We start from the raw sequence: 23,747 nt of genomic DNA, 5'->3' as shown, positions 1-23,747 counted from the left end.
GGTCCGGGGCGCCCGCCATCTCGGTGGGCGCCCCCGGCCTTAACCGGGCTGGGAGCATCTGTGGGTGTCATCTTCGACAACTTCTCGCTGTACGTGGACGGGTTCCTGACCACGCTCAAGTTCTGCGCGTTCGCCCTGGTCGGCTCGCTGATCATCGGCACGGTCATCGCCGCGTTCCGGGTCTCGCCGGTGCCACCGCTGCGGTGGTTCGGCACCTCCTGGGTCAACGTGTTCCGCAACTGCCCGCTGACCGTGGTGCTGTTCTTCTGCGCGTTCGGCCTGCCGGAGCTCGGGATCAACGGGGAGTACTTCTGGTTCGGCGTGCTCGGCCTGGTGCTCTACACCTCGGCGTTCGTCTGTGAGGCGGTGCGCAGCGGGATCAACGCGGTGCCCGCCGGACAGGCCGAGGCGGCCCGGGCGGTCGGGCTCACGTTCCAGCAGTCGCTGTCGATCGTGATCATGCCGCAGGCGTTTCGCACCGTGGTTCCGCCGCTGGGCAGCGTGATCATCGCAATGATCAAGAACTCGGCCATCGCGGGCGCGTTCGGGGTTCCCGGCGACCTGTTCGACGTCGGCGAGGTGCTGACCTCGGCGCAGGGTCTGGCGGCCGTCCCGGTGCTCACCGGGGTCGCCCTGGGCTACCTCGCGATCACGATCCCGGTCGGGCTGCTGCTCGGCCTTCTGGAGCGGAAGGTGGCGATCGCCCGATGAGTTCGGTGTTGTACGACGCGCCTGGGCCGCGGGCCAAGCGCCGGATTCTGGTCGGCAGCCTGATCGCGGCGGCCGGGGCGGTCGTGGTGCTGGTCCTGGTCACCATCAAGCTGGACCAGCAGGGCCAGTTCGAGTCGGAGAAGTGGGCGCCGCTGACCGATCCGTCCGACCCCAGGTTCCCGCTGGTGTGGGACCTGCTGGGCGAGGGCCTGCAGAACACGCTGATCGCGGCGGCCTGGGCGATGCTGTTCTCCCTGGTGATCGGGACGCTGCTGGCGGTCACCCGGGTCACGGCCGCGGCCTGGTACCGCTGGGCGGTGGTGGGCGTGATCGAGTTCCTGCGCGGCATCCCGGTGGTCATCGCGATCTTCTTCGCGGCGCGGGCGCTGCCCGAGTTGGGGGTCGACCTGGAACCGTTGTGGTTCCTGGTGATCGGCCTGACCGCGTACAACTCGGTGATCATCGCCGAGATCGTGCGGGCCGGCATCAACTCGCTGCCGAAGGGTCAGCGGGAGGCGGCCGAGTCGCTGGGTCTGACCCGCGGGCAGACCCTGCAACTGGTGCTGCTCCCCCAGGCGTTCCGGATCATGCTGCCGGCGTTGATCAGCCAGCTGGTCGTGGTCCTGAAGGACACCTCGCTCGGGTTCATCATCTCCTACCCCGAGCTGGTTCGGACCGCCGGTTTCATCGTGCAGAACCTGAAGAACCCGATCCAGACCTACCTGATCGTCGCGGTCATCTTCATCATCGTGAACTACGCGCTGAGCCGTCTGGCGATCTTCGTCGAGCGGCGGCTGAGCCGGAGCAAGAAGTCGGTGGCGGGCGGGCCGGCCGAGACCATCGCACTGGCCGAGTCCAGCATGGCCGCCGGAGGTGTCGCGGGCGGCGCGTAACCCGATCGGGTTTGTCTCTTTATTGGGTCTTCCCTCAGCCTGTTGAGCCGTTACAGTAACCAGGCTACGGACGATTTCGCTAATGTTCGTCCAGTGGGGTGACGCATGAGAGGCGCCCTCATGACTGATAGTGACACCCGTTACCGGGACAACCCGTCCTGGCAGCGCTCCGAACTCAGACCTGGCGGGCGGTACGCCGGCCGGGACTACTTCGACCGCCGCCTGACCGAGCCCGGCGAGGACCTGCCGAACCCGATCCCGGCGCCGCCGGGCACCGCCGGCCGCGCGGTCAAGGTGGTCGGCCTGGTGCTCCTGGCGACCGGTTTCGCCGCCTGGCTGTGGCTGTTGCTGGCTCTGGTCAGCGCGATCGGCTCCGGGGTGCTCCCGAACGACCCGTTCGGCATCCGGATCACCGGCATCCCGCTCGGCTCCGGCGGGCTGATCGCGATCCTGGTCGGCGGCACGATCGCGGTGGTCGGCTCCGGCATGGAGCGGACCGCCCAGCGCAGGATCCGTTGGGAGCCGGTGGATCCCGCCTAGGACCGGCCGTGCCGGGTGCGTTGCTTGGCCCGGTTGCCGCAGCGTTCCATCGAGCACCAGCGGCGCTGCCCGGGACGGGACAGGTCCACGAACACCAGCAGGCAGTTGGCCGCGGCGCACTCCCGGATCCGCGCCGCGTAGGGGCCGCCGAACAACTCCACGGCATCCCGTGCGATGGCCGACAACGCCTGGCCGGCCGTGGTCGCCTCGGCCCAGGTTCGCCGCCCGGCCGCGAGCACCGGGGTCGGCGGTGTGGTCGCGGCCGCCTCGTTGATCGTGGCGACCGCCGCCTCGGGCACCGGTCGCCCGGTGGTCACGGCGGTCGCGGCCGCCCACAGCGCCGCGCGTAACCGGTGCGTGGCGGGCACGTCCACCGCGGCCACCCGCGCGCCGGCGAGCCGCAGGCGGCTCTCGGCGAGCCAACCGGCGAGGTCCGCGGGCGTATGCAGCGCCTCGGTGCCGGGGTGGGCGGCGACGCCCCCGGTGGTCAACAGTTCCAGGCACAGCGCGCCGGCGTCGAACCCGAACACCGCTCCGCTGTCCCAGCGCAAGATCAGCTCGCTTGACTCCCGCACCATGCCACCACTATAACTGGTGTGACACCGGTTATGGAGGTTAAATGCCGAAACCGCTGACGCTGCGCACCGACCAGGTACTGGCCTGGCGGATGGCCCGCCACCAGCTGGTCAAGCCCGGCGCCGCCAGCGCCGTCGAGCTCGCCCGGACGCTGTGCGGGATACAGGCCCAGGTGCCCTCCGCCGCCGAGCAGGCCATCGCGGTACGGCAGGACACACCGGACCCGGGCGAGGTGGGCCGGGCCCTACGCGAGCAGCGGACCCTGGTCCGGTGCTGGTCGGTGCGCGGCACCCTGCACCTGCACGACGCCGCCGACGCGGCCAACTACGGCGCCGCGCTGGCTGCGGTGCGGTCCTGGGAGCGGCCCAGCGTGCTGCGCGGCCATGGGATCACCCTCGCCGACTTCACCGCGATCATCGACGCGATCGCCGAGGTGCTGCCCGGCCGGATCCTCACCCGGGAGGAGCTCACCGAGGCGGTGCTCGAGCACACCGGTTCGCCGCACCTGGCCGAGCTGCTGCGCTCGGGCTGGGGCGCCGCGCTCAAGCCGGCCTGTTGGCTCGGGTTGCTCTGCCATGGACCGGCCGAGGGGAACCGGGTCACCTTCACCAGCCCGGCCACCTGGTTGCCCGGCTGGCGGCCGGTCACCGCCGATACGGCCGGGCCGGCGCTGTTGCGCGGCTACCTGGCCGCCTACGGTCCGGCCACCCTCGCCGACTTCGGGCAGTGGCTGTTCCGGGGCGTGGCCAAGGTATCGCTGCTCAAGGGCTGGCTCGCCGCCGTGCGCGACGAGCTCACCGAGGTGGAGGTGGCCGGCACGCCCGCCTACGTGCGCACCGCCGACCTCGCCGAACTGCGCGACACCAGGCCGAACAAGCTGGTCCGGCTGCTGCCCGCGTTCGACCAGTACGTGATCGCGGTCAACCGCGACCTGATCCCCGCGCCGCACCGCGCCAAGGTCAGCCGCACCGCCGGCTGGATCTCCCCCGTGGTCCTCTACGGCGGCCGGGTCGCCGGCGTGTGGAACACCGACGGTGGCACGGTTTCCGTCGAACCGTTCGAGGACATCCCCGACGGGCCGCTCGCCGCCGAGATCAAGCGAGTTGGGTTAGTTTGACCCGCGGGACTTTCGGAAGAGTTTGTTGCCCAGCCAGACGATCGGGTCGTAGCGGTCGTCGGCGACGCGCTCCTTCATCGGGATGAGCGCGTTGTCGGTGATCTTGATGTGCTCCGGGCAGACCTCGGTGCAGCACTTGGTGATGTTGCAGTAGCCCAGCCCGTGCTCCGCCTGCGCCTCCGGCACCCGGTCGGCGGTGTCCAGCGGATGCATGTCCAGCTCGGCGATCCGCATCAGGAACCGCGGCCCGGCGAAGTTCTCCTTGTTCTCCTCGTGGTCCCGGATCACGTGGCAGGTGTTCTGGCACAGGAAGCACTCGATGCACTTGCGGAACTCCTGCGAGCGCTCCACATCCACCTGCTGCATCCGGTACTCGCCCGGCTTGAGGTCCGCGGGCGGGGTGAACGACGGGATCTCGCGCGCCTTGACGTAGTTGAAGGACACGTCGGTCACCAGGTCGCGGATCACCGGGAAGGTCCGGATCGGGGTGACCGTGATCACCTCGTCCTCGGCGAACACCGACATCCGGGTCATACACAGCAGCCGCGGCATGCCGTTGATCTCCGCCGAACACGAGCCGCACTTGCCCGCCTTGCAGTTCCAGCGGACCGCGAGGTCGGGCGCCTGGGTGGCCTGCAGCCGGTGGATGATGTCCAGCACCACCTCGCCCTCGTTCACCTCGACGGTGAAGTCCTGCAGCTCACCCGAGTCGGCGTCGCCGCGCCAGACCTTGAACTCGGCCTTGTAGCCCATCTCAGCTCTTCTCTCCCGAGTAGGAGGCCAGCTCCGGTTCGGTGTAGTACTTGGCCAACTCGGACTTCTCGAACAGCTCGAGCAGGTCCGGGCGCATCGGCAGTTGCTCCTGCTCGGTGACGGTGACCCCGGGCACCTGCTCGCCGTCCGTCCGGCACACGAGCAACTTGTTGCGCCAGTTGGGATCCATCTCCGGGAAGTCGTCGCGCGTGTGTCCGCCCCGGCTCTCCCGGCGGGTCAGCGCCGCCTTGGCCACACACTCGCTGACCATCAGCATGTTCCGCAGATCGATCGCCAGGTGCCAGCCCGGGTTGAACTGCCGGTGGCCCTCGACCAGCACGTTGGCCATCCGCTGCTTCAGCTCGGCCAGCTTCGTCAGCGCCCGCTCGATCTCGTCGGCCCGGCGGATGATGCCGACCAGGTCGTTCATCGTCTGCTGCAGCTCACTGTGCAGGGTGTAGGGGTTCTCCGCCTGCACGCCGTTGCCCGGCGGGTCGAACGCCCGCACCGCGAACCGGGCCGCGGCGTCCACTTCGGACTCGTCGATCTTCGGCCGGGCCGCCAGGCCCTCCACATAGGACGCGGCGCCGAGGCCGGCGCGGCGGCCGAACACGATCAGGTCGGACAGCGAGTTGCCGCCCAGCCGGTTGGAGCCGTGCATCCCGCCGGAGCACTCACCGGCCGCGAACAGGCCGGCCACCACCGAGGAACCGGTGTCCGGGTCCACCTCGATGCCACCCATCACGTAGTGGCAGGTCGGGCCGACCTCCATCGGCTCCTTGGTGATGTCGACGTCGGCCAGCTCCTTGAACTGGTGGTACATCGACGGCAGCCGGCGCTTGATCTCCTCGGCCGGCAACCGGCTGGCGATGTCCAGGAACACCCCGCCGTGCGGGGACCCACGGCCGGCCTTCACCTCGGAGTTGATCGCCCGGGCCACCTCGTCGCGGGGCAGCAGGTCCGGCGTGCGCCGGTTGTTGTCCGGGTCGGTGTACCAGCGGTCGGCCTCGTCGGTCACCTCCGCGTACTGGCCCTTGAAGACCTGCGGGATGTACTCGAACATGAACCGCTTGTCCTCGGAGTTCTTCAGCACCCCGCCGTCGCCGCGCACGCCCTCGGTGACCAGGATGCCCTTCACGCTCGGCGGCCAGACCATGCCGGTCGGGTGGAACTGCACGAACTCCATGTTGATCAACGTGGCGCCCGCGCGCAGGGCCAGCGCGTGGCCGTCGCCGGTGTACTCCCAGGAGTTCGAGGTCACCTTGAAGGACTTGCCGATCCCGCCGGTCGCCATGACCACGGCCGGCGTCTCGAACAGGATGAACCGGCCGGACTCACGCCAGTAGCCGAACGCCCCGGAGATCGCGTCGCCGTCCTTGAGCAGTTCGGTGATCGTGCACTCGGCGAACACCTTGATCTTCGCCTCGTAGTCGCCGAACTCCTTGTAGTCCTCCTGCTGCAAGGAGACGATCTTCTGCTGCATGGTGCGGATCAGCTCGAGCCCGGTCCGGTCGCCGACGTGGGCCAGCCGCGGATAGGTGTGCCCGCCGAAGTTGCGCTGGCTGATCCGGCCGTCCTTGGTGCGATCGAACAGGGCGCCGTAGGTCTCCAGCTCCCAGACCCGCTCCGGCGCCTCCTTGGCGTGCAGCTCGGCCATCCGCCAGTTGTTCAGGAACTTGCCGCCGCGCATGGTGTCGCGGAAGTGCACCTGCCAGTTGTCGTTGGAGTTGGCGTTGCCCATCGCGGCAGCGCAGCCGCCCTCGGCCATCACCGTGTGCGCCTTGCCGAACAGCGACTTGCACACCACGGCGACGCTGTGACCGCGCTGGCGCGCCTCGATCACCGCGCGCAGACCGGCGCCACCGGCACCGATCACCACGACGTCGTAGGCGTGCCGCTCAACCTCAATCATGGGTTCCTTCTTAGTTGACGAAGCGCAGGTCGGAGATCCAGCCGGCGGACACCGCCATGATGTAGGCGTCGGTCAGGATCACGGTGAACAGCGAGATCATCGCGAACTGGCCGTGCCGGCCGTTGAGCTTGGACACGAACACCCAGTAGCGGTACCGCATCGGGTGCTTGGAGAAGTGCTTGAGTTTGCCGCCCACGATGTGCCGGCAGGCGTGGCAGGAAAGCGTGTAGCCCCACAGCATCACCAGGTTGATCCAGATGATCACGGTGCCGAGACCGAAACCGAACTTGTCGTCGGGGCCGATGAACGCCAGCACGCCGTCGTAGATGTTGAGCAGACCGAACAGCACCGCGCCGTAGAAGAAGTAGCGGTGCAGGTTCAGCAGCACCAACGGGAACCGGCTCTCGCCGGTGTACTTCTTGTGCGGCTCGGGCACCGCGCAGGCGGCCGGCGCGAGGAAGAAGGAGCGGTAGCCGGCCTTGCGGTAGTAGTAGCAGGTGCCGCGGAACCCGGCCAGGACCACGAATGTGATGATCGCCATCGGGATGAACACCGGCATCGCCGGCAACGGCGTGCCCAGGTGACTCGATCCAGGCACGCACGAGTCACTCAGACAGGGCGAGTAGATCGGCGTGAGGTAGTGGTAGTCCGCCACCCAGTAGTAGTCGTTCATGAAGATGCGCACCGTGGCGTAGACGATGAAGAACGCCAGGACGGCGCCGGTCGTCAGCGGCGCACGCCACCAGTTGTCGGTGCGAAGGGTGCGCGCCGCGATTGCCGCGCGGCCGGGGGCGTCGACGCCTGCGGTCATCTTGTCCTCGTCTTCAGCTCGAGACCTGACACGTGCCGGTGCAACGATTCAACACTGTCACCATTGGTAACCGCCGCTGACTGTGCCCTTCCGGTTCCGGGAGGACAAGTACCACACGCCGGGCGCACGCCAGGAAGCGCCCTATTGGTGGTGTGGTCGTCGCCTCATAGTGTCTTCCCTCGTGGCCGAGGCGGGCCGACCGGGCCTCTCGGGGCTGGCCGAGGGAGCCGCGGGGTGCTGACCGGCCGGGATGCTGCCGCACCTCGTGTTCGGCGACGGTAGCTCGTGCTCGCCGCGCACCTCGGGCAGCCGCGCACCGCCGGTGCACGCGATCGCGCTACGCCGGGTCGTCGACATCGGGCGCCGCGGGCCGGCCGCCGGCACGGCCCGGGTGCGGCGGCAGCTGCGGGACTGCTGGCCGCGGCTGTACCGCTGGCACGGCTGGCTGGGCTGGTGCACGGCTGGGAGTCCGGAATGGACAACGCGCCGCGTGCCGGCCGGGGTGCCGATCTGCGCCGTATGTCCGGGTGCGCTACGACTCCGAAGCGGTGGTGCGCACGTCGAGCTTCCTGGTGGCCGACGTGCTGTGCCGCCTCTCCGGAATGTGGATGTGGTGGTTGTTCCGGGGGTGGTGCGGGTGGCTGGTGGATTGTGGCTGGGTGGCGTCACGGTCCCCTGAGGTTGCGGTGGTCGGCCCGCGACCCGGGAAAGCCGGGTTCCTCGGTCCTCAGTGGAGGGTTGGGGGGTGTGGGTAGGCGTTAGTCGAGTGGGGTTTGGTCTAGGGGGGTGGTGTCTCGGCCGGAGATGGCGAGTTCGTCGCGGATGATGCGGAAGGTAAGGCTTTCGGGGTACCCCTTGCGGGCGAGAAGGCCGGCGAGGCGACGGATCGTGGTGGCCGTGTCGGTGGTGGGCGGCAGGACGCGGAGCTTCTTGCGGACGAGTTGGCGGGCACGGGCCTCTTCGGAGTCGGGGTCGACGGTGGCGACGGCCTCGCTGGTCACCGACTCGTCCACGCCCTTGCGGCGCAGTTCGGCGGCAAGCGCCCGCCGGCCGAGACCCTCGTAGGTGTGCCGGGAGCGAACCCACATCTCGGCGAAGGCCTTGTCGTCGATCAGGCCGACCTCGTCGAGCCGGCTGAGCACCTCGTCGGCCACGTCGGCGTCGATCCCCTTGCGGGCCAAGGCCTGCTGCAGTTCCGCACGGGTACGGGGGCGGAACTGCAGCAGCCGGAGACAGATGTCCTTGGCCCGCTGCACCGGGTCGTCAGCCTGCTGAGCGCTCACGCCCTGGGACATCGGTTCTCGTAAGCTCACTGACGGGCGACCCGAGGTCAGAACTCGACCGGCGCGGGGTCGGGGGACTCGGCGTCGAGCTTGGCGCCGATGCCCAGCTTGTCCTTGATCCGCTTCTCCACCTCGTTGGCCACGTCGGGGTTGTCCCGCATGAACTTCCGGGCGTTCTCCTTGCCCTGCCCCAACTGGTCGCCCTCGTAGGTGTACCAGGCGCCGGACTTGCGCAGGATGCCCTGCTCGACACCCATGTCGATCAGCGAGCCCTCCCGGCTGACGCCGTGCCCGTACAGGATGTCGAACTCCGCCTGCTTGAACGGCGGCGCGACCTTGTTCTTGACCACCTTGACCCGGGTGCGGTTGCCGACCGCCTCGCCGCCGTCCTTGAGGGTCTCGATCCGGCGCACGTCCAGCCGCACCGACGCGTAGAACTTCAACGCCTTGCCGCCGGTCGTGGTCTCCGGCGAGCCGAACATCACGCCGATCTTCTCGCGGAGCTGGTTGATGAAGATGGCCGTGGTGCCGGAGTTGTTCAGCGCACCGGCGATCTTGCGCAGCGCCTGGCTCATCAGCCGGGCCTGCAGGCCGACGTGGTTGTCGCCCATCTCGCCCTCGATCTCGGCCCGGGGCACCAGCGCCGCGACCGAGTCGATCACCAGGATGTCCAGCGCGCCGGAGCGAATCAGCATGTCCGCGATCTCCAGCGCCTGCTCGCCGGTGTCCGGCTGGGAGACCAGCAGCGCGTCGGTGTCCACGCCGAGCGCCTTGGCGTACTCCGGATCGAGCGCGTGCTCGGCGTCGATGAACGCCGCGATGCCGCCGGCCTTCTGCGCGTTGGCCACGGCGTGCAGGGCGAGGGAGGTCTTACCGGAGGACTCCGGCCCGTAGATCTCCACGATCCGCCCGCGGGGCAGACCGCCGATGCCCAGCGCCACGTCCAGCGCGATGGAGCCGGTGGGAATGACCTCGATCGGCGCGCGCCCCTCGTCCCCGAGGCGCATCACCGATCCCTTCCCGAAGTTCTTGTCGATCTGGGCGAGGGCTAGCTCGAGCGCCTTCTCCCGGTCGGGGGCTGTTGCCATCTTGGATCCACCTCGGTTGCTTCGAGACTGAGAACTCACGCTGCCGACGCTACGTGCGGGGTCTGACGTTTTCCGACCCGCCGCGCCGATCTGTGGACAACTGGGCGGGTTGTGGATAGCACCCTAGCCGAACTGATGTTCGAGGACGAGGCGACACGCCGGCACGCCCCTCAGCGCCGCTCCGGCGGAACCTCGAACGCGTCGCACACCACCCGCCAGATCTCCTTGGCCGACACGCCCTCCTCCAGCGCCTGGTCGACCGTGCGGCTGCCGAGCGCGCCGAAGACGTGGTCCCGGGCGAGCATGTCGGCACGCACCGCACCGAACTCCTCAGTCATCAGCCTGCGAAAAACCGTGATACGCATCGAGCGACACCCTACGCGCCGTACGATCCACGGCTATGGACCTCGAACCGTCGGCGCTCGAGTCGACGCTGCTGATCGTGGGTTCGATCGGCACCCTGATCGCCTGCATCGTCGTGGGCCTGATCGCGCTGCGGAACCGGCGGCGCTGAGCGTCAGCCGTTGGATCCGGGCTTCACGTGTTCGTTGAAGTAATCCGTGATGGACTCACCGGAGGAGTCCGCGGTCAGCTTCATCAGGGTGCCCATGACCGGGCTGTCGTTCACGGTGAACATCATCGCGCCGATGCCGGCGTAGAGGTCGATCGCGTAGTACCTGCCGGACAGGCCGCCGCCGCTCCAGTCCCCGCTGTCGGCCTCCTCCTTGGACTTGGAGAACGCGCCCAGGAACACGTCGACGTTCTGCTGGGCGATGTCCGGTGAGGAGAAGTGGTAGTAGAAGATCGTGTAGCCGTCGCTGAGCCGGCAGGTCGCCGCCGTCGCGCCGGGCGCGGGAATCGCGTTGCCGCCGGTGGGCATGACCACGCCGGACTGGCACTCGTTGTTGTCCACCACCTTGCCGGCCAGCGTGCGCATGCACTCGCTGAAGCCCTTGCTGTCCGGACTCTTGTCGGTGCACTGGTCGGCGGCGACCCCACCGCCGCCACCACCGGAGGTCATGAAGAACGTGACCGCCACCGCGATCACCGCGACGGCCACGATGGCGCCCAGGACGATCAGCGGTTTGCGGTTGGCCGACCGGGCCGGCGCCGGCTGGTGGCCGATGAACTGCGGGGTGACCGGAGGCGGACCGGTCGGCACGGGCAGGGACGGCGGACCGGTGGGCACCGGGCCGCTCGGCGGCTGGGACACCGGCTGGGGCACCCGCTGCGGGCCGCTGTTGGGGAACGGGCCGGGCACGGTCGGCCCGGCCTGCGCGGCGAACCCGCCCGAGGACGGGGCCATCGCCTGGGTCCGCTGGACGATCTCGATCGTGCCGCTCATGTCGCTGGTGCGCATCGTGATGCCCTCCTGCGGCACGTGGTGCGCACCGAGGGCGACGGCGGTCTCCGGCTGGTCCAGGCTGGTCGGCACGACCCGCAGCTGCTCGGCGATCAGCGTGGCGATCAGCGGGATCCGGCTGGAGCCGCCGACCAGGTAGATACCGGCCAGCCGGTCCGGGGACATCCCGGTGGACCGGATCGTCGCGGCCAGCAGCTCGACGCTGCGCAACATGCCGGGACGGATCAGGGCCTCCAGCTCGACCCGGGTGACCAGCACGTCGTCGAACGGCTCGGGTAGCGGCAGGTCGGTCTGCGGGTGCCGGGACAGCGACTCCTTGGCGGCGCGCACGTCCTCGCGCAGCGAGCGCTGGGCCCGCCGGTCGCCGGTGGACCGTGGCCGCAGCAGGTTCTGCCAGCGCACCGGGTCACGCTGGGAGACCTGCCGGCCGACGTGCTCGAGCAGCGCCTGGTCCACGTCGATGCCGCCCAGGTCGGGCAGGCCGGCCTCGGCGAGCACCACGAACCCCTTCTGGGTGGCGCCCACGATGGCCACGTCGAACGTGCCGGCGCCGAGGTCGTAGACGGCGAGCGCCTGGCCGGGCGCGAGGGTCTGGCCGGGGAAGGAGGCGAAGTGCGCGGCGGCGGCCACCGGCTCGGGGACCAGCACCAGGTTGGAGCCCATCCCGGCCTGGCGGGCCGCCGATAACAGGGTGTTGCGGCGCACCGGCCCCCACTGGGCGGGATGGGTCAGCCGGACCTCGTCCGGACGCTTGCCGGCGAGCTGGCGGGAGGTCTCGTCGGCGACCCGGCGGAGCACACCGGCCAGGGCGTCGGTCACCGGCACCACGGCGTCGCCGAGCAGCAGCGTGCCCTCGTCGACGCGGCGTTTGGGGTTGGGCTCGAACCGGGAGGGGTCCAGCCGGGCCCGGCGCTCGGCATCGCGGCCGACCACGAGGGTTCCGTCTTCGGCGGCGAACACGGCGGACGGCATCATGGAAGCGCCATCCACATCGACGACGCGGGGTGGCCGGCCATGCGCGGACAGCACGGCCACGGTATTGGACGTGCCGAGATCCACGGACAGGACGTTCACAGTGCTCCCCTCGTTACCGCTTGGCGGAGATGCTGCCATGACTGTCCATCGTCGTGTGCCCGGTCCGCCATATCGCGGCGCCGGGGATTGTCGGTGCGGTGCGTCAAGATGGTTCCCGTGAGTGACGTGCTCGAGCTGTTCACGCCGGCGACCAGGCAGTGGTTCACCGGCGCGTTCGCCGCGCCCACCGAGGCCCAGACCGGGGCCTGGCAGGCGGCGGCGGCGGGCGAGCACGCGCTGGTCGTGGCGCCGACCGGGTCCGGCAAGACGCTCGCCGCCTTCCTGTGGGCGCTGGACCGGCTGGCCGCGGCAGCGCCGCCGGCCGAGCGGACCCTCCGGTGCCGGGTGCTCTACGTCTCCCCGCTGAAGGCGCTGGCCCTCGACGTGCAGCGCAACCTGCGCGCGCCGCTGGCCGGAATCCGGCAGGCGGCGCACCGGCTCGGTCTGCCGGAGCCGTCGATCACGGTGGGGATGCGCACCGGCGACACCCCGGCCGACGAGCGCCGGTCGTTCGCCCGCACCCCGCCGGACGTACTGGTGACCACGCCCGAGTCGCTGTTCCTGCTGCTCACCTCGGCCGCCCGGGAGTCCCTGCGCGGCGTCGAGACGGTGATCGTGGACGAGGTGCACGCGGTGGCCGGCGGCAAGCGCGGCTCGCACCTGGCGCTGTCCCTGGAGCGGCTGGACGCCCTGCTCGGCCGGCCGGCGCAGCGGATCGGCCTGTCCGCGACGGTGCGTCCGGTCGACGAGGTGAGCGCGTTCCTGGCCGGCGGCCGGCCGGTGCGGGTGGTCCAGCCGAAGATCAGCAAGACCATCGAGATGCGGGTCGAGGTCCCGGTCGAGGACATGACCGCGGTGACCGAGCAGGAACCGGAGTCCGGCCAGGCGCCGCGCCCGTCCATCTGGCCCTCGGTCGAGCAGCGCATCCTCGACCTGGTCCGGCAGCACCGGTCGACGATCGTGTTCGCCAACTCGCGGCGGCTGGCCGAGCGGCTCACCGCCAAGCTGAACGAGCTGGACGCGGAGAACCCGGTCCTCCCGCGCGACACCGGCCGGTTCCCCGCCCAGGCGATCGCCGAGTCCGGCTGGGCGGCCGGGGTGGCGGCGCCGGCCATCGCCCGGGCCCACCACGGCTCGATGGCCCGGGAGAAGCGCACCTCCGTCGAGGAGGACCTCAAGTCCGGCCGGCTGCCCTGCGTGGTGGCCACCTCCTCGCTCGAGCTGGGCATCGACATGGGCGCGGTCGACCTGGTGATCCAGGTGGAGGCGCCGCCGACCGTCGCGTCCGGGATGCAGCGCATCGGCCGGGCCGGCCACCAGGTCGGCGCGGTGTCCCAGGGAGTGATGTTCCCGAAGTTCCGGGGTGACCTGGTGTCCTGCGCGGTGGTGGCCGAGCGGATGGCCGCCGGGGCCATCGAGGCGGTGAAGTATCCGCGCAACCCGCTGGACGTGCTGGCCCAGCAGATCGTGGCGATGCTGGCGCTGGAGCCGTGGACCGTCGAGGAGATCGCCACGCTGGTCCGGCGGGCGGCGCCGTTCGCCGCGCTGCCCGACTCGGCCCTGCACGCGGTGCTGGACATGCTGGCCGGCCGGTACCCGAGCGAGGAGTTCGGCGAGCTGCGGCCGCGGATCACCTGGGACCGGATCACCGGTGAGCTGCACGGCCGGCCCGGCGCGCAGCGGCTGGCGGTCACCTCCGGCGGCACGATCCCCGACCGCGGCCTGTTCACGGTGATGACGCCCGGCTCGGAGGGTTCGCCCGGCTCCCGGGTCGGCGAGCTGGACGAGGAGATGGTCTACGAGTCCCGGGTGGGCGACACGTTCCTGCTCGGCACCACGGCCTGGCGGGTGCAGGACATCACGCACGACCGGGTGATCGTGGTGCCGGCCCCGGGCGAGCCGGCCCGGATGCCGTTCTGGAAGGGCGACGCCCCCGGCCGGCCGCTGGAGCTGGGCCGGGCCTACGGCAGGTTCGTCCGCGATCTGTCCACGATGGACGACGCGCCGGCCCGGACCCGGATGGCGGAGGCCGGGCTGGACCCGTGGGCGGTGGACAACCTGCTCGCCTATCTCGCCGAGCAGCGCGCGGCCACCCGGCATGTGCCGGACGACCGGACGCTGCTGATCGAACGGTTCCGCGACGAGCTCGGCGACTGGCGGATGGTCGTGCACTCGCCGTTCGGCGGCCAGGTCAACGCCCCGTGGGCGCTCGCTATCAGTGCCCGGCTGCGGGAGCGGCGCGGCCTGGAGACGCAGGTCGTGCACTCCGACGACGGGATCGTGATCCGGCTGCCGGAGGCGTTGGACGACACCGGTTCGGAGATCGTCGCGGGCGCCGAGGACGTGCTGCTCGACCCGGACGAGGTGGAGCAGGTGGTGGTCGCCGAGGTGACCAGCTCCGCGCTGTTCGCCGCCCGGTTCCGGGAGTGCGCGGCGCGCTCGCTGCTGCTGCCCCGCCGCGACCCGCGCCGGCGCACCCCGCTGTGGCAGCAACGGCAGCGCTCGGCGCACCTGCTGTCGGTGGCCGCGAAGTACGAGCGGTTCCCGGTGGTGCTCGAGGCCATGCGGGAATGCCTGCAGGACGTGTACGACGTGGCCGGGCTGCGCGAGCTGATGACCGACGTGCGCGCGCGGCGGGTGCGGGTGGTCGAGGTGGTGACCCAGTCCGCCTCGCCGTTCGCGCGCAGCATGATGTTCGGCTACGCCGGCATGTTCCTCTACGACGCCGATCTGCCGCTGGCCGAGCGGCGTGCGGCGGCCCTGTCGCTGGACTCGGCCCTGCTGGCCGAGTTGCTCGGCTCCGAGGCGATCCGCGAGCTGCTCGACGCCGAGGTGGTGGCCGAGATCGAGCGGTCGCTGCAGCGGCTGGATCCGGCGCGGCCGGCCCGGCACGCGGAGGACGCCGCGGATCTGCTGCGGTTCCTGGGTGATCTGTCGGTCGAGGAGGCGGCGGCGCGGGGGGTGGCGCCGGAGTGGCTGTCCGAACTGGAGTCCGCGCGGCGGGCGATCCGGGTGCGGATCGCCGGGGACGAGCGGTACCTGGCGATCGAGGACGCCGGCCGGGTTCGGGACGCGCTCGGGGTCGCGCTGCCGGTCGGGGTTCCCGAGGCGTTCACCGAGCCGGTGGCGGACCCGTTGGCCGACCTGCTGTCCCGCTATGCCCGCACGCACGGGCCGTTCGCGGCGGTCGAGGTGGCCGCCCGGTTCGGGCTGGGCGTGTCGGTGGTGACCGGGGTGCTGGACCGGATGGTCGGGCTGGGCCGGTTGGTCCGCGGCGAGCTGCGTCCGGGCGGCACGCACACCGAGTACTGCGACGCCGACGTGCTGCGGCGGCTGCGGCGGGCCTCGCTGGCCCGGCTGCGGGCCGAGGTGGAGCCGGTGGAACCGGCCGCGCTCGGCCGGTTCCTGCCGGCCTGGCACGGGGTGGGCAAGCGGTTGCGGTCCGCGCCGACCGCCGACGACGTGCTGGCCGTGGTCGAGCAGTTGGCCGGCGCACCGCTGCCGGCGAGCGGTTTCGAGTCGCTGATCCTGCCGTCCCGGCTGCCGGGCTACTCCCCCGCCCTGCTCGACGAGCTGACCGCGGCGGGCGAGGTGACCTGGTGCGGGTGCGGGCCGCTGTCCGGTGGGGACGGCTGGATCGCCGTCGCCCCAACGGATGTGGCCGACCTGCTGCTGCCGGACGTGGAGGACGCGGTACCCTCCTCGCCGCTGCACGCCGCCATCGTGTCCGCGATGGACGGTGGGGCGCTGTTCTTCCGCCAGCTCGCCGACCGCGCCGCGGCGATGCTGCTCGACGGCGGCGCCACCGCCCCGGACGACGGGGATGTCGTTGCGGCACTGTGGGATCTGGTGTGGGCCGGGTTGGTCACCAACGACACGCTGACCCCGCTGCGCGCCCTGGTGTCCGGCCGCGGCGCCGCGCACAAGCCCCGCCGGTCGGCGCCCCGCGGGCGTTATGCCCGGCTGCGCGCCACCCGGCCGGCCATGCCCAGCCGCACCGGTCCGCCGACGGTCGCCGGCCGCTGGTCGCTGGTGGCCGAACGGGAGGCCGACCCCACCCGGCGCGCCCATGCCCGGGCCGAGGCTTTCCTTGAGCGGCACGGGGTGCTGACCCGGGGAGCACTGGACACCGAACGGGTCGCCGGCGGGTTCAGCGCGGTCTACCGGGTGCTGCGCGCCCAGGAGGAGTCCGGCCAGATCGTGCGTGGCTACGTGGTGGAAGGCCTGGGCGCGGCCCAGTTCGCCGCCCGGGGCGCGGTCGACCGGCTGCGCGCACTGTCCCGTTCGGACGGTGCGCCGCCGTCCGGCGACCTCCGCGCGGTGGTCCTCGCGGCGGCCGATCCCGCCCAGCCCTACGGCGCGGCGCTCACCTGGCCCGCCCCGGCCGGCGACGGAAAGCACCGTCCAGCAAGGAAAGCCGGGGCGCTGGCGGTGCTCGTCGACGGCACGCCGGTGCTCTATGTCGAACGCGGCGGCCGCTCACTGCTCTCCTTCACCGAGGACGAGGCCCCGCTGCGCACCGCGGCCCAGGCCCTGTCCCACGCCGTCCGGGACGGCTGGCTCGGCCAACTCGCCGTCCAACGCGCCGACGGCGAGGTCGCCCTCACCTCGCACCTGGCCACCATCCTGCGCGACGCCGGCTTCCGCGCCACCCCGACCGGCCTGCGGCTGCGGGCCTAGTGGTTCCTTCGCGGTGCGCGTTCCCTCACCTAGGGCGCGGGACGGCGCTCCAGGGCGGCGAGGCGGAGTTCGAGCTGGTCGATCCGGTGGCGGAGCAGGGTCACCTGGGCCTCCAGGCTGATCTCGCGTTCGGCCCGGCGTTGGATGCGGGGGGACTTGGCGGCGCGATCGACGACGGCGTCGAGGGGGACCAGGCGTTGCGGGCCGTTGGGGCCGTCGACCAGCCGGGACTCGATCTCGCCGTTGCGGTACCAGGCGCGCAGGGCGGACCGGGAAACCCCGGTCTCGGCTTCGGCCTGGGCCAGCGGGACCCACGGGGTGTCGTCGAGCTGGGCGAACAGGGCGAGCTCGTCCCGCCACTTCGCCAGCCGCTCCTCCCACTCCGATGCCATTGCCAGCCTCCCAGGGTCACTGACCCGGACACCATATCACTGATAGTGCATTGACATGGTTGTCACCATGGAAACATGTTCGAAAGGTTCACCGCCAAGGCCCGCGAGGTCGTCGTGCAGGCCCAGGAGGAGTCGCGGTCCTTACAGCACAACTACATCGGCACCGAGCACGTCCTGCTCGGCCTGCTCTCGGTGCCGGACACCACGGCGGCGTCGGCGCTGGCCCAGCTCGGCGTCCTGAAAGAGACGGTGCGCGCCGAGATCGAGCTCGCGGTCGGCCCGGGCAAGAAGCCGTCCAGCGGGCACATCCCGTTCACCCCGCGCGCGAAGAAGGTGCTCGAACTGGCGCTGCGCGAGGCGCTGAGCATGAAGCACAACTACATCGGCACCGAGCACATCCTGCTCGCGCTGGTGCGGGAGGGCGAGGGGCTCGCGGCCAAGATCCTGGCCAAACTGGTGCCGGACCTGAACACGGTGCGCGGCGTCGTCCTGGCGCGGCTGAGCATCGCGTCCCCACCGGAGGCCCCGGTACCGCAGCGCAAGAAGGGGACCACCGCCGCCGAGGAGGTCGTCTCGGCCGCGGAAGCCCTCGCCGGGGGTTCGCCGGTCGGCAGCCACCACCTGCTCGAAGCCCTGGTGCGCGCGGAGGGCAGCATGGCGGCGCGGGTGTTCGCCGAACTCGGCGTGGACGCCGAGGCGGTGGCCGCGAAGATCGACGAGCTGGACCCGGAGGGCACCACGGACGCCACGCCCGAGGAGACCGCCGCCCGGCGGATGGAGCTCCGCGTCGCCGACCAGGAGGTCCACCTGGTGTTCCGGGACGAGAACACGCTCGACCTCGCCACGAAGGTCACCGCGCTGGCCGGCGGCCCGATCGTCGGCACCGGGCCGGTCTCCGGCACCTTCGTGCCGCTGTGGCAGTCGACCAACGAGATGCTGCTCAACTTCCTGCGGACCATGCAGCCCGAGCCCGAAGGCGAGACGAAGGACGTGCTCAACAAGGCATCGCTGATGATGCGCCGGGTGCTGCGCGACCGGCTGCTGCGCCGGCTGCGCGACCTGCCGCCGGAGGGGACCCAGGGATGACGGCCGGGCGCAGCGTGCTGATCACCGGGGGCACCGGCGGGCTGGGCAGTGCCGTGACCGCGGCGTTCCTGGCCGACGGCTGGCGGGTGGTGGTGCCGTGGATCGCCGAGACCGAGCTGAGCCGGCTCGACGATCACCCTGGGGTGCATCCGATCCAGGCCGACCTGTTCGACGCCGGTTCGGCGGCCGGGGTCGCCGCGTTCGCCTCCGGCGAGCCGGACGCGCCGCTGCGGGCCGTGGTCAACCTGGTGGGTGGCTTCGCGATGGGCGGCCGGGTGCACGAGACCCCGGTCGAGGACTTCGAGCAGCAACTCCGGCTCAACCTGCGGCCCACCTACCTGACCTGCCACGCCGCCCTGCCGCACCTCCTCGCCGCCGGCGACGGGTCGATCGTGTGCGTGTCCAGCCGCGCCGCACTCGCTCCGTTCCCCGGCGCGGCCGGCTACATCACCGCCAAGGCCGCCGTACTGGCCCTGGTCGACGCGCTGGCCGCCGAGTACACGCCGGACGGGATCCGGGTCAACGCGGTGCTGCCGAGCGTGATCGACACACCGGCCAACCGGGCGTCGATGCCGGACGCCGACCATGCCAGCTGGGTCACCCCGGCCGAGATCGCCGGGGTGATCCGGTTCCTGTGCGGCACGGAGTCCGGGGTGATCAGCGGCGGGCACATTCCGGTGTACGGACGGGCCTGATCGCGTCAGCTCCGGGCCGGCGGCGGCCAGACCGGGATGACGACCCGGAACTCGTTGCCCTCCGGGTCGGCGAGCGTCGAGCAGGCCTGCGCACCGTCGGTGCGGCCGATCGGCCGGGCGCCCAGTTCCACGAGCCGGGCGATGTCGTCGTCGTGCTGGTGCGCCCAGAACGACTCGAGTCCGAGCGACACCGGACCCGGCTCGGGGTTGCGCCCGGGCACCCGGGAGAACTCCAGAAACGGGCCGCCCCAGGGCGGGCCGGGGGCGCGCAGCGCGGCGAACTCGGGCTCGTTCTCCACGATGGGCCACCCGGTGGCCGCCGACCAGAACTCCGCCAGGCCGGCCGGGTCGCCGCAGTCCACCACCACGGCCGCCAGCGCGCCCGCGCCGGCGTACCGCTCCCGCGGTTTGAGCAGACAGAACTCGTTGCCCGCCGGATCGGCCAGCACGGTCCACGGGACCAGCTCACCCTGGCCGATGTCCACCGGCGTCGCGCCGGTCAGCGGCATCGCCTCCCGCGCCGACTGGTAGTCGTGCGTGCCCCAGGTGTTCAGGTCCAGGTGGATCCGGTTCTTGCCGGTCTTCTCCCGTACGGACACCGGCGAGAACGCCAGGTCCACAGTGGACCCGTCGTCCTCGGGCGGCACGACGCGGACCTCGCCGCCGGCCACCGCCCGGGTGTGCCAGCCCTCGACGTTGGCCGTCCAGAAATAGGCGAGCGCGGCCGGGTCGGCGGCCTCGAACACGATGCTGGTCAGCCTCACGGGCATGGCCAGACGCTATCCGGTCGACCCGACATCCGACCCTCACCGGGTGGCGAGTCGCAGCAGCGCCCACAGCTGGGCGATGGCGTCCTCACTGCCCTCCCGTTGCAACGACTGGGTCTGCGGCGGAATCCGGCCCCACAGCCAGAGATAGACGTCCTGCGGCTCGCCGGACACGGCGCCGTCGGCCGGTTCGGGATCGCCCCCCACGGCCCAGGCCGAGGTGCCGGTGGGGGTGGCCCTGGCCAGCCACTCCCGCCCGCCGGTGCGGATCCGGACCCGCGCGTGCCGGGTGCCCCGCACCCCCAACACGGCCAGCCGGTGGGTGAACCACAGCGACAGACCCTCGCTCACCCCGTCGATGGCGACGTCGTCGGGCACCGGGCTCCGGTCGATCCCGGCCGCCTGCTGGACATCCACCCGGTGCACGGTCGCCTCGTGGGCCAGCCGCCGGTACCAGAACCCGTAGTTCTGCCGCTCCGGCCACCAGGTCGGACACTGCTCGGCCGGATCGTGCGCGGCCAGATGATCGACCACCGCGCGCAGCCCGGTCCGCAGGTACTCCTCCACCGGCTGGCCCCGGTCCGGCTCCCGCTGCCAGGACACCGGCCGCTCGCCGGATCGCAGCCAGGTCAACACCATGCGGTACACGCTGCCGACGTGCCGCACGGTCTCGCCGATGGTCAGGCCGGGACAGCCCGGGACGTCGAAGGAGTGGTCGGCGCCGGTGGCCGACGTGATCAGCAGTTCGGCCTCGGTCCGGATGATCTGCAGCAGGCGGCCGTAGCCGATCGAACCGGTCAGTGACTCGCTCGCGGGCATGCTCACGTCGCCTCCTCGCAGGCTCGGAGCCGCCGCGAGCGGACGCCCTGTGACATTGGTTCGCTCGCAAGCTCGCTCACAACAACCCCTCGCAGGCTCGGTGTTGTTGCTCAGACACGGCGCCCATCGATTCGCTCGCAAGCTCGCTCATGGGGTAGTGCGGATGGCGCGCCGGACCAGGCCGATGAACTGTCCGGTCTGCCGGACCAGATCGTCGGCTGCGCGCTCGCTGACCACCCGGGTGATGCCGGCCTGCACCGACGCGCGGGTGGCCGACCCGGCCGCGAAGAACGCCGCCCACTCCCGCAACTCGGGAGCCACGGCCGACAGGAGCGTCCACACGCTGGTGGGCCGGGACCGGCCCCGGTGCGGGCGGCCGCGCAGGGCGAGCATCGCCGCCGCGGCCCGCAGCGCGCACAGGTAGGCCATGGCGAACCGGTATGCCGGATGGGCCTCGCGCTCCGCCTCGGCCAGCCCCTGCTCGGCCTCCACCAGCAACCGAAGAGCGGATGCCGGAGCCGTAGGGTAGTCCAGAGTCGTTGTCATCGGGCCTCCTCCGATGCCGCGGGTCGTCACCAGGTGTGACGAGAGCAAGCCGTGGGGAAGCCGGCGGCGTCCGGTGGCGAGGCGCTTCCCCCACCCCACCACCGGACTTGCGCTCGAACACATGTTCGAACATGTCGAGCTTAACCCCCGCCGCTGACCCGCTCAACCCCAGGCCGGTAAACGTCTCGACGGGCGTGATGTGATGTCGGCGTGAGTACACTCGACCACCCCTCGATCAGCAGGTCGGCGGTGGCTCTGCGGGAGGCCGGGTTGCACGAGGCGGCGGAGCGGATCCGGATCCTCGACGACGACGTGCGCACCGCGGCGCTGGCCGCCGAGGCGCTCGGCGTCGAGGTCGGCGCGATCGCCAACAGCCTGGTGTTCCGGGCTACCTACGGTGACCGGGACCTGCCGCTGCTGGCCCTCACCTCCGGGGCGCACCGGGCCGATCCCGCGCGGCTGGCCGAACTGGTCGGCGCCGAGCGGGTGACCAAGGCGGACCCGGCGTTCGTGCGGGAGCACACCGGGCAGGCCATCGGCGGGGTCGCTCCGGTCGGGCATCCGCGCCCGGTGCGCACGCTGGTCGACGTGTGGCTGGCCAGGCACCCGGTGGTGTGGGCCGCGGCCGGTCACCCGAAGTCCATATTTCCCACCACGTTCGACGATCTGGTCGCGCTGACGGGGGGCGTGGCTGCGCGGGTTTGCCTCGAAGAGGAGGATGGACTTCCGTGACGTCCGTGCCGCCCCGCGTCGAACGGTTTGTCGAGCTGTCCGCCGACGAGTTGCGGGCCCGGCTGCATGAGGCGCTCGCGTTGTACGTCACCGCCATGCGCTACCCCAAGGGAACGGCCGAACAGCGGGCCCCGATGTGGCTGGCGCACATGCTGCGGGCCGGCTGGCGGTGCTGCGCCGCGGTGGACACCGACGAACGACTGGTCGGGATCGCCTACGGCTACCGGGGAGCGTCCGGCCAGTGGTGGCACGAGCAGGTCCGGCGCGGCATCATCGAGCGCTCCGGACCGGCCGCCGCGCAGTCCTGGCTCGACGACTACTTCGAGCTGACCGAGGTGCACGTGCGCCCGGACACCCAGGGCCGCGGCATCGGCGAGGAGCTGTTACGGCGCCTGCTGGCCGGGGTGCGCGCGACCAACGTGCTGCTGTCCACGCCGGAAGGGCCGTCGCGGGCCTGGAACCTCTACGGCCGCATGGGTTTCGTCGACGTGCTGCGGCACTACCGGTTCACCGGCGACCCCCGCCCGTTCGGGGTGCTCGGCCGCGCGCTGCCGCTGGATCCTTAAAGCGCGGCGAGGTTCTCCCGCAGGGTGTCCAGACCCATCGGGCCCATGCGCAGCGCCTCCATGTGGAACCGCTTCAGGTCGAACCCGGCGCCGTGCCGGGCACGCAGGTCGTCCCGGGCGCTGAGCCAGAGCCGCTCGCCGAGCTTGTACGCCGGGGCCTGGCCCGGCCAGCCCAGGTACCGGTCGATCTCGGAGCGCACCTGGTCCGGGTCGGTGATCGTCCGGGTGGTCATGAACTCCAGCCCCAGCTCGGGCGTCCAGCGCCGGCCCTCGTAGAACCCGGTACCGGCCGGAATCGCCAGCTTGAGGTGCATCCCGATGTCGATGATCACCCGGGCGGCCCGGAACAGGTGCGCGTCCAGCATGCCGAGCAGGTCGCCGTCGTCGTCGAGGTAGCCGAACTCCCGCATCAGCCGCTCGGCGTAGAGCGCCCAGCCCTCGCCGTAGCCGGGCACCCAGGCGAGCAGGCGCTGGAACCGGTTGAGCCGGGCGGCCTCGTACACGGCAGTGGCGACCTGCAGGTGATGGCCGGGCACACCCTCGTGGTAGACGGTGCTGGTCTCGCGCCAGGTCAGGAACTCCGCCTTGTCCGCCGGCACCGACCACCACATGGTGCCCGGCCGGCTGAAGTCGTCGGCGGGGCTGGTGTAGTAGGCGCCGAGGGTGCCGCCGGGCGGGGCGATCCGGCAGTCCAGGCGCATCAGCTCGGCCGGGATCTCGAAGTGCACCCCGCTCAGGTCGGCCAGCGCCTGGTCGGACAGCCGCTGCATCCAGTCGGTCAGCTCGCGCTGGCTGGACAGCCGATACCGCGGGTCGGTGTCCAGGAACGCGGCCGCCTCGGCCAGCGTGGCGCCGGCCTTGATCCGGCCGGACACCTCCTTCATCTCCGCCTCGATCCGGGTGAACTCGGCCCAGCCCCACTCGTAGGCCTCGATCAGGTCGATCTCGGCGCCGAGGTACAACCGCGAGTGCAGCCGGTAAGAGTCCGCCCCGACGGCGTCCTCGGCCGGAGCCCGCGGCGCGATCCGCTCGCGCAGGAACGCGGCCAGCCCGGCGTAGGCCTCGCCCGCGGAGCGGGCCCCGGCGTCCAGTTCGGCCCGCAGTGACTGATCCACTCCGGCCACCTGGTCGGCCCCGGCGACCAGCGTGCTGAAGAACGAGCCGCCGCCGTTGCCCCCGGCCCAGCCCGCGCACTGCTCGGCCACCTTCTCCACCTGCCGCAGCGCGGCGACCAGCCCCCGGTCGGCGCTGTGCGAAAGCGCCGCCTGGTAGCCGGCGACCGCGGCCGGCACGGCGGCCAGCCGCGCCGCGATGGCGGCCCACTGCTCGGCGGTCTCGGTCGG

The 23,747-nt window shown here is 71.5% G+C and carries 23 protein-coding genes and 1 pseudogene; 11 read left to right on the top strand and 13 right to left on the bottom strand.

From position 1 onward, the window contains the following. The first annotated feature begins 60 nt into the window (after positions 1-60). From VFO68_RS12185 to VFO68_RS12175, 3 genes are all read left to right on the top strand, one after another. Complete coding sequence (locus VFO68_RS12185; protein ID WP_325158345.1) at positions 61-711, top strand: amino acid ABC transporter permease; 651 nt, start codon at positions 61-63, stop codon at positions 709-711. Continuing rightward, complete coding sequence (locus VFO68_RS12180) at positions 708-1,604, top strand: amino acid ABC transporter permease (protein ID WP_325158344.1); 897 nt, start codon at positions 708-710, stop codon at positions 1,602-1,604. The genes VFO68_RS12185 and VFO68_RS12180 overlap by 4 nt, the downstream gene beginning before the upstream one ends. 120 nt (positions 1,605-1,724) lie before the next feature. Then, positions 1,725-2,144 (top strand): hypothetical protein, encoded by a 420-nt coding sequence (locus VFO68_RS12175; protein ID WP_325158343.1) that lies wholly within the window; start codon positions 1,725-1,727, stop codon positions 2,142-2,144. Here the strand turns inward: VFO68_RS12175 and VFO68_RS12170 are convergent. Continuing rightward, on the bottom strand, positions 2,141-2,722 hold the full coding sequence (locus VFO68_RS12170) for a CGNR zinc finger domain-containing protein (protein ID WP_325158342.1): 582 nt from the start codon (positions 2,720-2,722) through the stop codon (positions 2,141-2,143). The two genes, VFO68_RS12175 and VFO68_RS12170, sit on opposite strands and share 4 nt — an antisense overlap. Positions 2,723-2,763: 41 nt before the next feature. On the opposite strand from VFO68_RS12170, the gene VFO68_RS12165 reads away from it, so the two are divergent. After that, positions 2,764-3,837: a winged helix DNA-binding domain-containing protein gene (locus VFO68_RS12165; RefSeq protein ID WP_325158341.1), complete on the top strand. Its 1,074-nt coding sequence runs from the start codon at positions 2,764-2,766 to the stop codon at positions 3,835-3,837. Here VFO68_RS12165 and VFO68_RS12160 read toward each other — a convergent pair. Genes VFO68_RS12160 through VFO68_RS12150 form a run of 3 tightly spaced genes read right to left on the bottom strand, consistent with a single transcriptional unit; the run spans position 3,829 to position 7,313 of the window. Further along, entirely contained in the window at positions 3,829-4,590 is a 762-nt protein-coding gene (locus VFO68_RS12160; RefSeq protein ID WP_325158340.1) for a succinate dehydrogenase/fumarate reductase iron-sulfur subunit, read from the bottom strand. The genes VFO68_RS12165 and VFO68_RS12160 overlap by 9 nt on opposite strands. A gap of 1 nt (position 4,591) precedes the next feature. After that, positions 4,592-6,502, bottom strand: coding sequence for a fumarate reductase/succinate dehydrogenase flavoprotein subunit (locus VFO68_RS12155; protein WP_325158339.1), 1,911 nt, complete (start codon positions 6,500-6,502; stop codon positions 4,592-4,594). Positions 6,503-6,512: 10 nt separating this feature from the next. Then, positions 6,513-7,313, bottom strand: coding sequence for a hypothetical protein (locus VFO68_RS12150; protein ID WP_325158338.1), 801 nt, complete (start codon positions 7,311-7,313; stop codon positions 6,513-6,515). 250 nt (positions 7,314-7,563) lie between these two features. Here VFO68_RS12150 and VFO68_RS34265 point away from each other — a divergent pair, with 250 nt between their 5' ends. Continuing rightward, positions 7,564-7,992, top strand: coding sequence for a hypothetical protein (locus tag VFO68_RS34265; protein ID WP_414635490.1), 429 nt, complete (start codon positions 7,564-7,566; stop codon positions 7,990-7,992). A 79-nt stretch (positions 7,993-8,071) separates the two neighbouring features. On the opposite strand, the gene VFO68_RS12145 is transcribed toward VFO68_RS34265, so the two are convergent. From VFO68_RS12145 to VFO68_RS12130, 4 genes are all read right to left on the bottom strand, one after another. Then, the gene (locus VFO68_RS12145) at positions 8,072-8,608 is read right to left on the bottom strand and encodes a regulatory protein RecX (RefSeq protein ID WP_325158337.1); all 537 of its coding nucleotides are present in this window, start codon (positions 8,606-8,608) and stop codon (positions 8,072-8,074) included. A 35-nt stretch (positions 8,609-8,643) separates the two neighbouring features. Further along, positions 8,644-9,684, bottom strand: a complete 1,041-nt coding sequence (gene recA / locus VFO68_RS12140) for a recombinase RecA (protein ID WP_325158336.1) — start codon at positions 9,682-9,684, stop codon at positions 8,644-8,646. A 170-nt stretch (positions 9,685-9,854) separates the two neighbouring features. Further along, on the bottom strand, positions 9,855-10,049 hold the full coding sequence (locus tag VFO68_RS12135) for a DUF3046 domain-containing protein (protein ID WP_325158335.1): 195 nt from the start codon (positions 10,047-10,049) through the stop codon (positions 9,855-9,857). Positions 10,050-10,201: 152 nt separating this feature from the next. After that, positions 10,202-12,121 carry an Hsp70 family protein gene (locus VFO68_RS12130; protein ID WP_325158334.1) on the bottom strand — a complete coding sequence of 640 codons (1,920 nt, stop codon included), beginning with the start codon at positions 12,119-12,121 and terminating at the stop codon, positions 10,202-10,204. A 108-nt stretch (positions 12,122-12,229) separates the two neighbouring features. Here VFO68_RS12130 and VFO68_RS12125 point away from each other — a divergent pair, with 108 nt between their 5' ends. Continuing rightward, positions 12,230-16,801 carry an ATP-dependent helicase gene (locus VFO68_RS12125; protein WP_325158333.1) on the top strand — a complete coding sequence of 1,524 codons (4,572 nt, stop codon included), beginning with the start codon at positions 12,230-12,232 and terminating at the stop codon, positions 16,799-16,801. Between the two features lie 29 nt (positions 16,802-16,830). On the opposite strand, the gene VFO68_RS12120 is transcribed toward VFO68_RS12125, so the two are convergent. Beyond that, positions 16,831-17,193: an excisionase gene (locus VFO68_RS12120; RefSeq protein WP_325158332.1), complete on the bottom strand. Its 363-nt coding sequence runs from the start codon at positions 17,191-17,193 to the stop codon at positions 16,831-16,833. Positions 17,194-17,268: 75 nt separating this feature from the next. Between VFO68_RS12120 and VFO68_RS12115 the strand changes: the two are divergent. The 3 genes and pseudogenes from VFO68_RS12115 to VFO68_RS12105 form a co-directional block, all read left to right on the top strand. Then, a pseudogene (locus VFO68_RS12115) lies at positions 17,269-17,697 on the top strand (Clp protease N-terminal domain-containing protein); the annotation flags it as partial. Beyond that, complete coding sequence (locus tag VFO68_RS12110; RefSeq protein WP_325158360.1) at positions 17,683-18,279, top strand: Clp protease N-terminal domain-containing protein; 597 nt, start codon at positions 17,683-17,685, stop codon at positions 18,277-18,279. The pseudogene VFO68_RS12115 and the gene VFO68_RS12110, both read left to right, overlap by 15 nt. Then, positions 18,276-18,974, top strand: a complete 699-nt coding sequence (locus tag VFO68_RS12105) for an SDR family oxidoreductase (RefSeq protein WP_325158331.1) — start codon at positions 18,276-18,278, stop codon at positions 18,972-18,974. The genes VFO68_RS12110 and VFO68_RS12105 overlap by 4 nt, the downstream gene beginning before the upstream one ends. Before the next feature lie 5 nt (positions 18,975-18,979). On the opposite strand, the gene VFO68_RS12100 is transcribed toward VFO68_RS12105, so the two are convergent. From VFO68_RS12100 to VFO68_RS12090, 3 genes are all read right to left on the bottom strand, one after another. After that, positions 18,980-19,744, bottom strand: coding sequence for a VOC family protein (locus tag VFO68_RS12100; RefSeq protein ID WP_325158330.1), 765 nt, complete (start codon positions 19,742-19,744; stop codon positions 18,980-18,982). 36 nt (positions 19,745-19,780) lie between these two features. Continuing rightward, entirely contained in the window at positions 19,781-20,560 is a 780-nt protein-coding gene (locus VFO68_RS12095; RefSeq protein WP_325158359.1) for a maleylpyruvate isomerase family mycothiol-dependent enzyme, read from the bottom strand. Positions 20,561-20,707: 147 nt separating this feature from the next. Continuing rightward, positions 20,708-21,106 carry an SAV_6107 family HEPN domain-containing protein gene (locus VFO68_RS12090; RefSeq protein WP_325158329.1) on the bottom strand — a complete coding sequence of 133 codons (399 nt, stop codon included), beginning with the start codon at positions 21,104-21,106 and terminating at the stop codon, positions 20,708-20,710. Between the two features lie 210 nt (positions 21,107-21,316). Here VFO68_RS12090 and VFO68_RS12085 point away from each other — a divergent pair, with 210 nt between their 5' ends. Together VFO68_RS12085 and VFO68_RS12080 are read left to right on the top strand one after the other, a co-directional pair. Beyond that, entirely contained in the window at positions 21,317-21,838 is a 522-nt protein-coding gene (locus VFO68_RS12085; protein ID WP_325158328.1) for a YbaK/EbsC family protein, read from the top strand. Continuing rightward, entirely contained in the window at positions 21,835-22,404 is a 570-nt protein-coding gene (locus VFO68_RS12080; RefSeq protein ID WP_325158327.1) for a GNAT family N-acetyltransferase, read from the top strand. Before VFO68_RS12085 ends, VFO68_RS12080 begins: the two co-directional genes overlap by 4 nt. Here VFO68_RS12080 and VFO68_RS12075 read toward each other — a convergent pair. Continuing rightward, positions 22,401-23,747: DUF885 domain-containing protein (locus VFO68_RS12075; RefSeq protein WP_325158326.1), on the bottom strand; the 1,347-nt coding region annotated here is incomplete at its 5' end. The genes VFO68_RS12080 and VFO68_RS12075 overlap by 4 nt on opposite strands.

The organism is Actinophytocola sp. (assembly GCF_035712165.1).
Classification (GTDB): domain Bacteria; phylum Actinomycetota; class Actinomycetes; order Mycobacteriales; family Pseudonocardiaceae; genus DASYTH01.
Note: the sequence above shows the minus strand (reverse complement) of the source record. Positions and strands in the feature narration are given on the sequence as shown.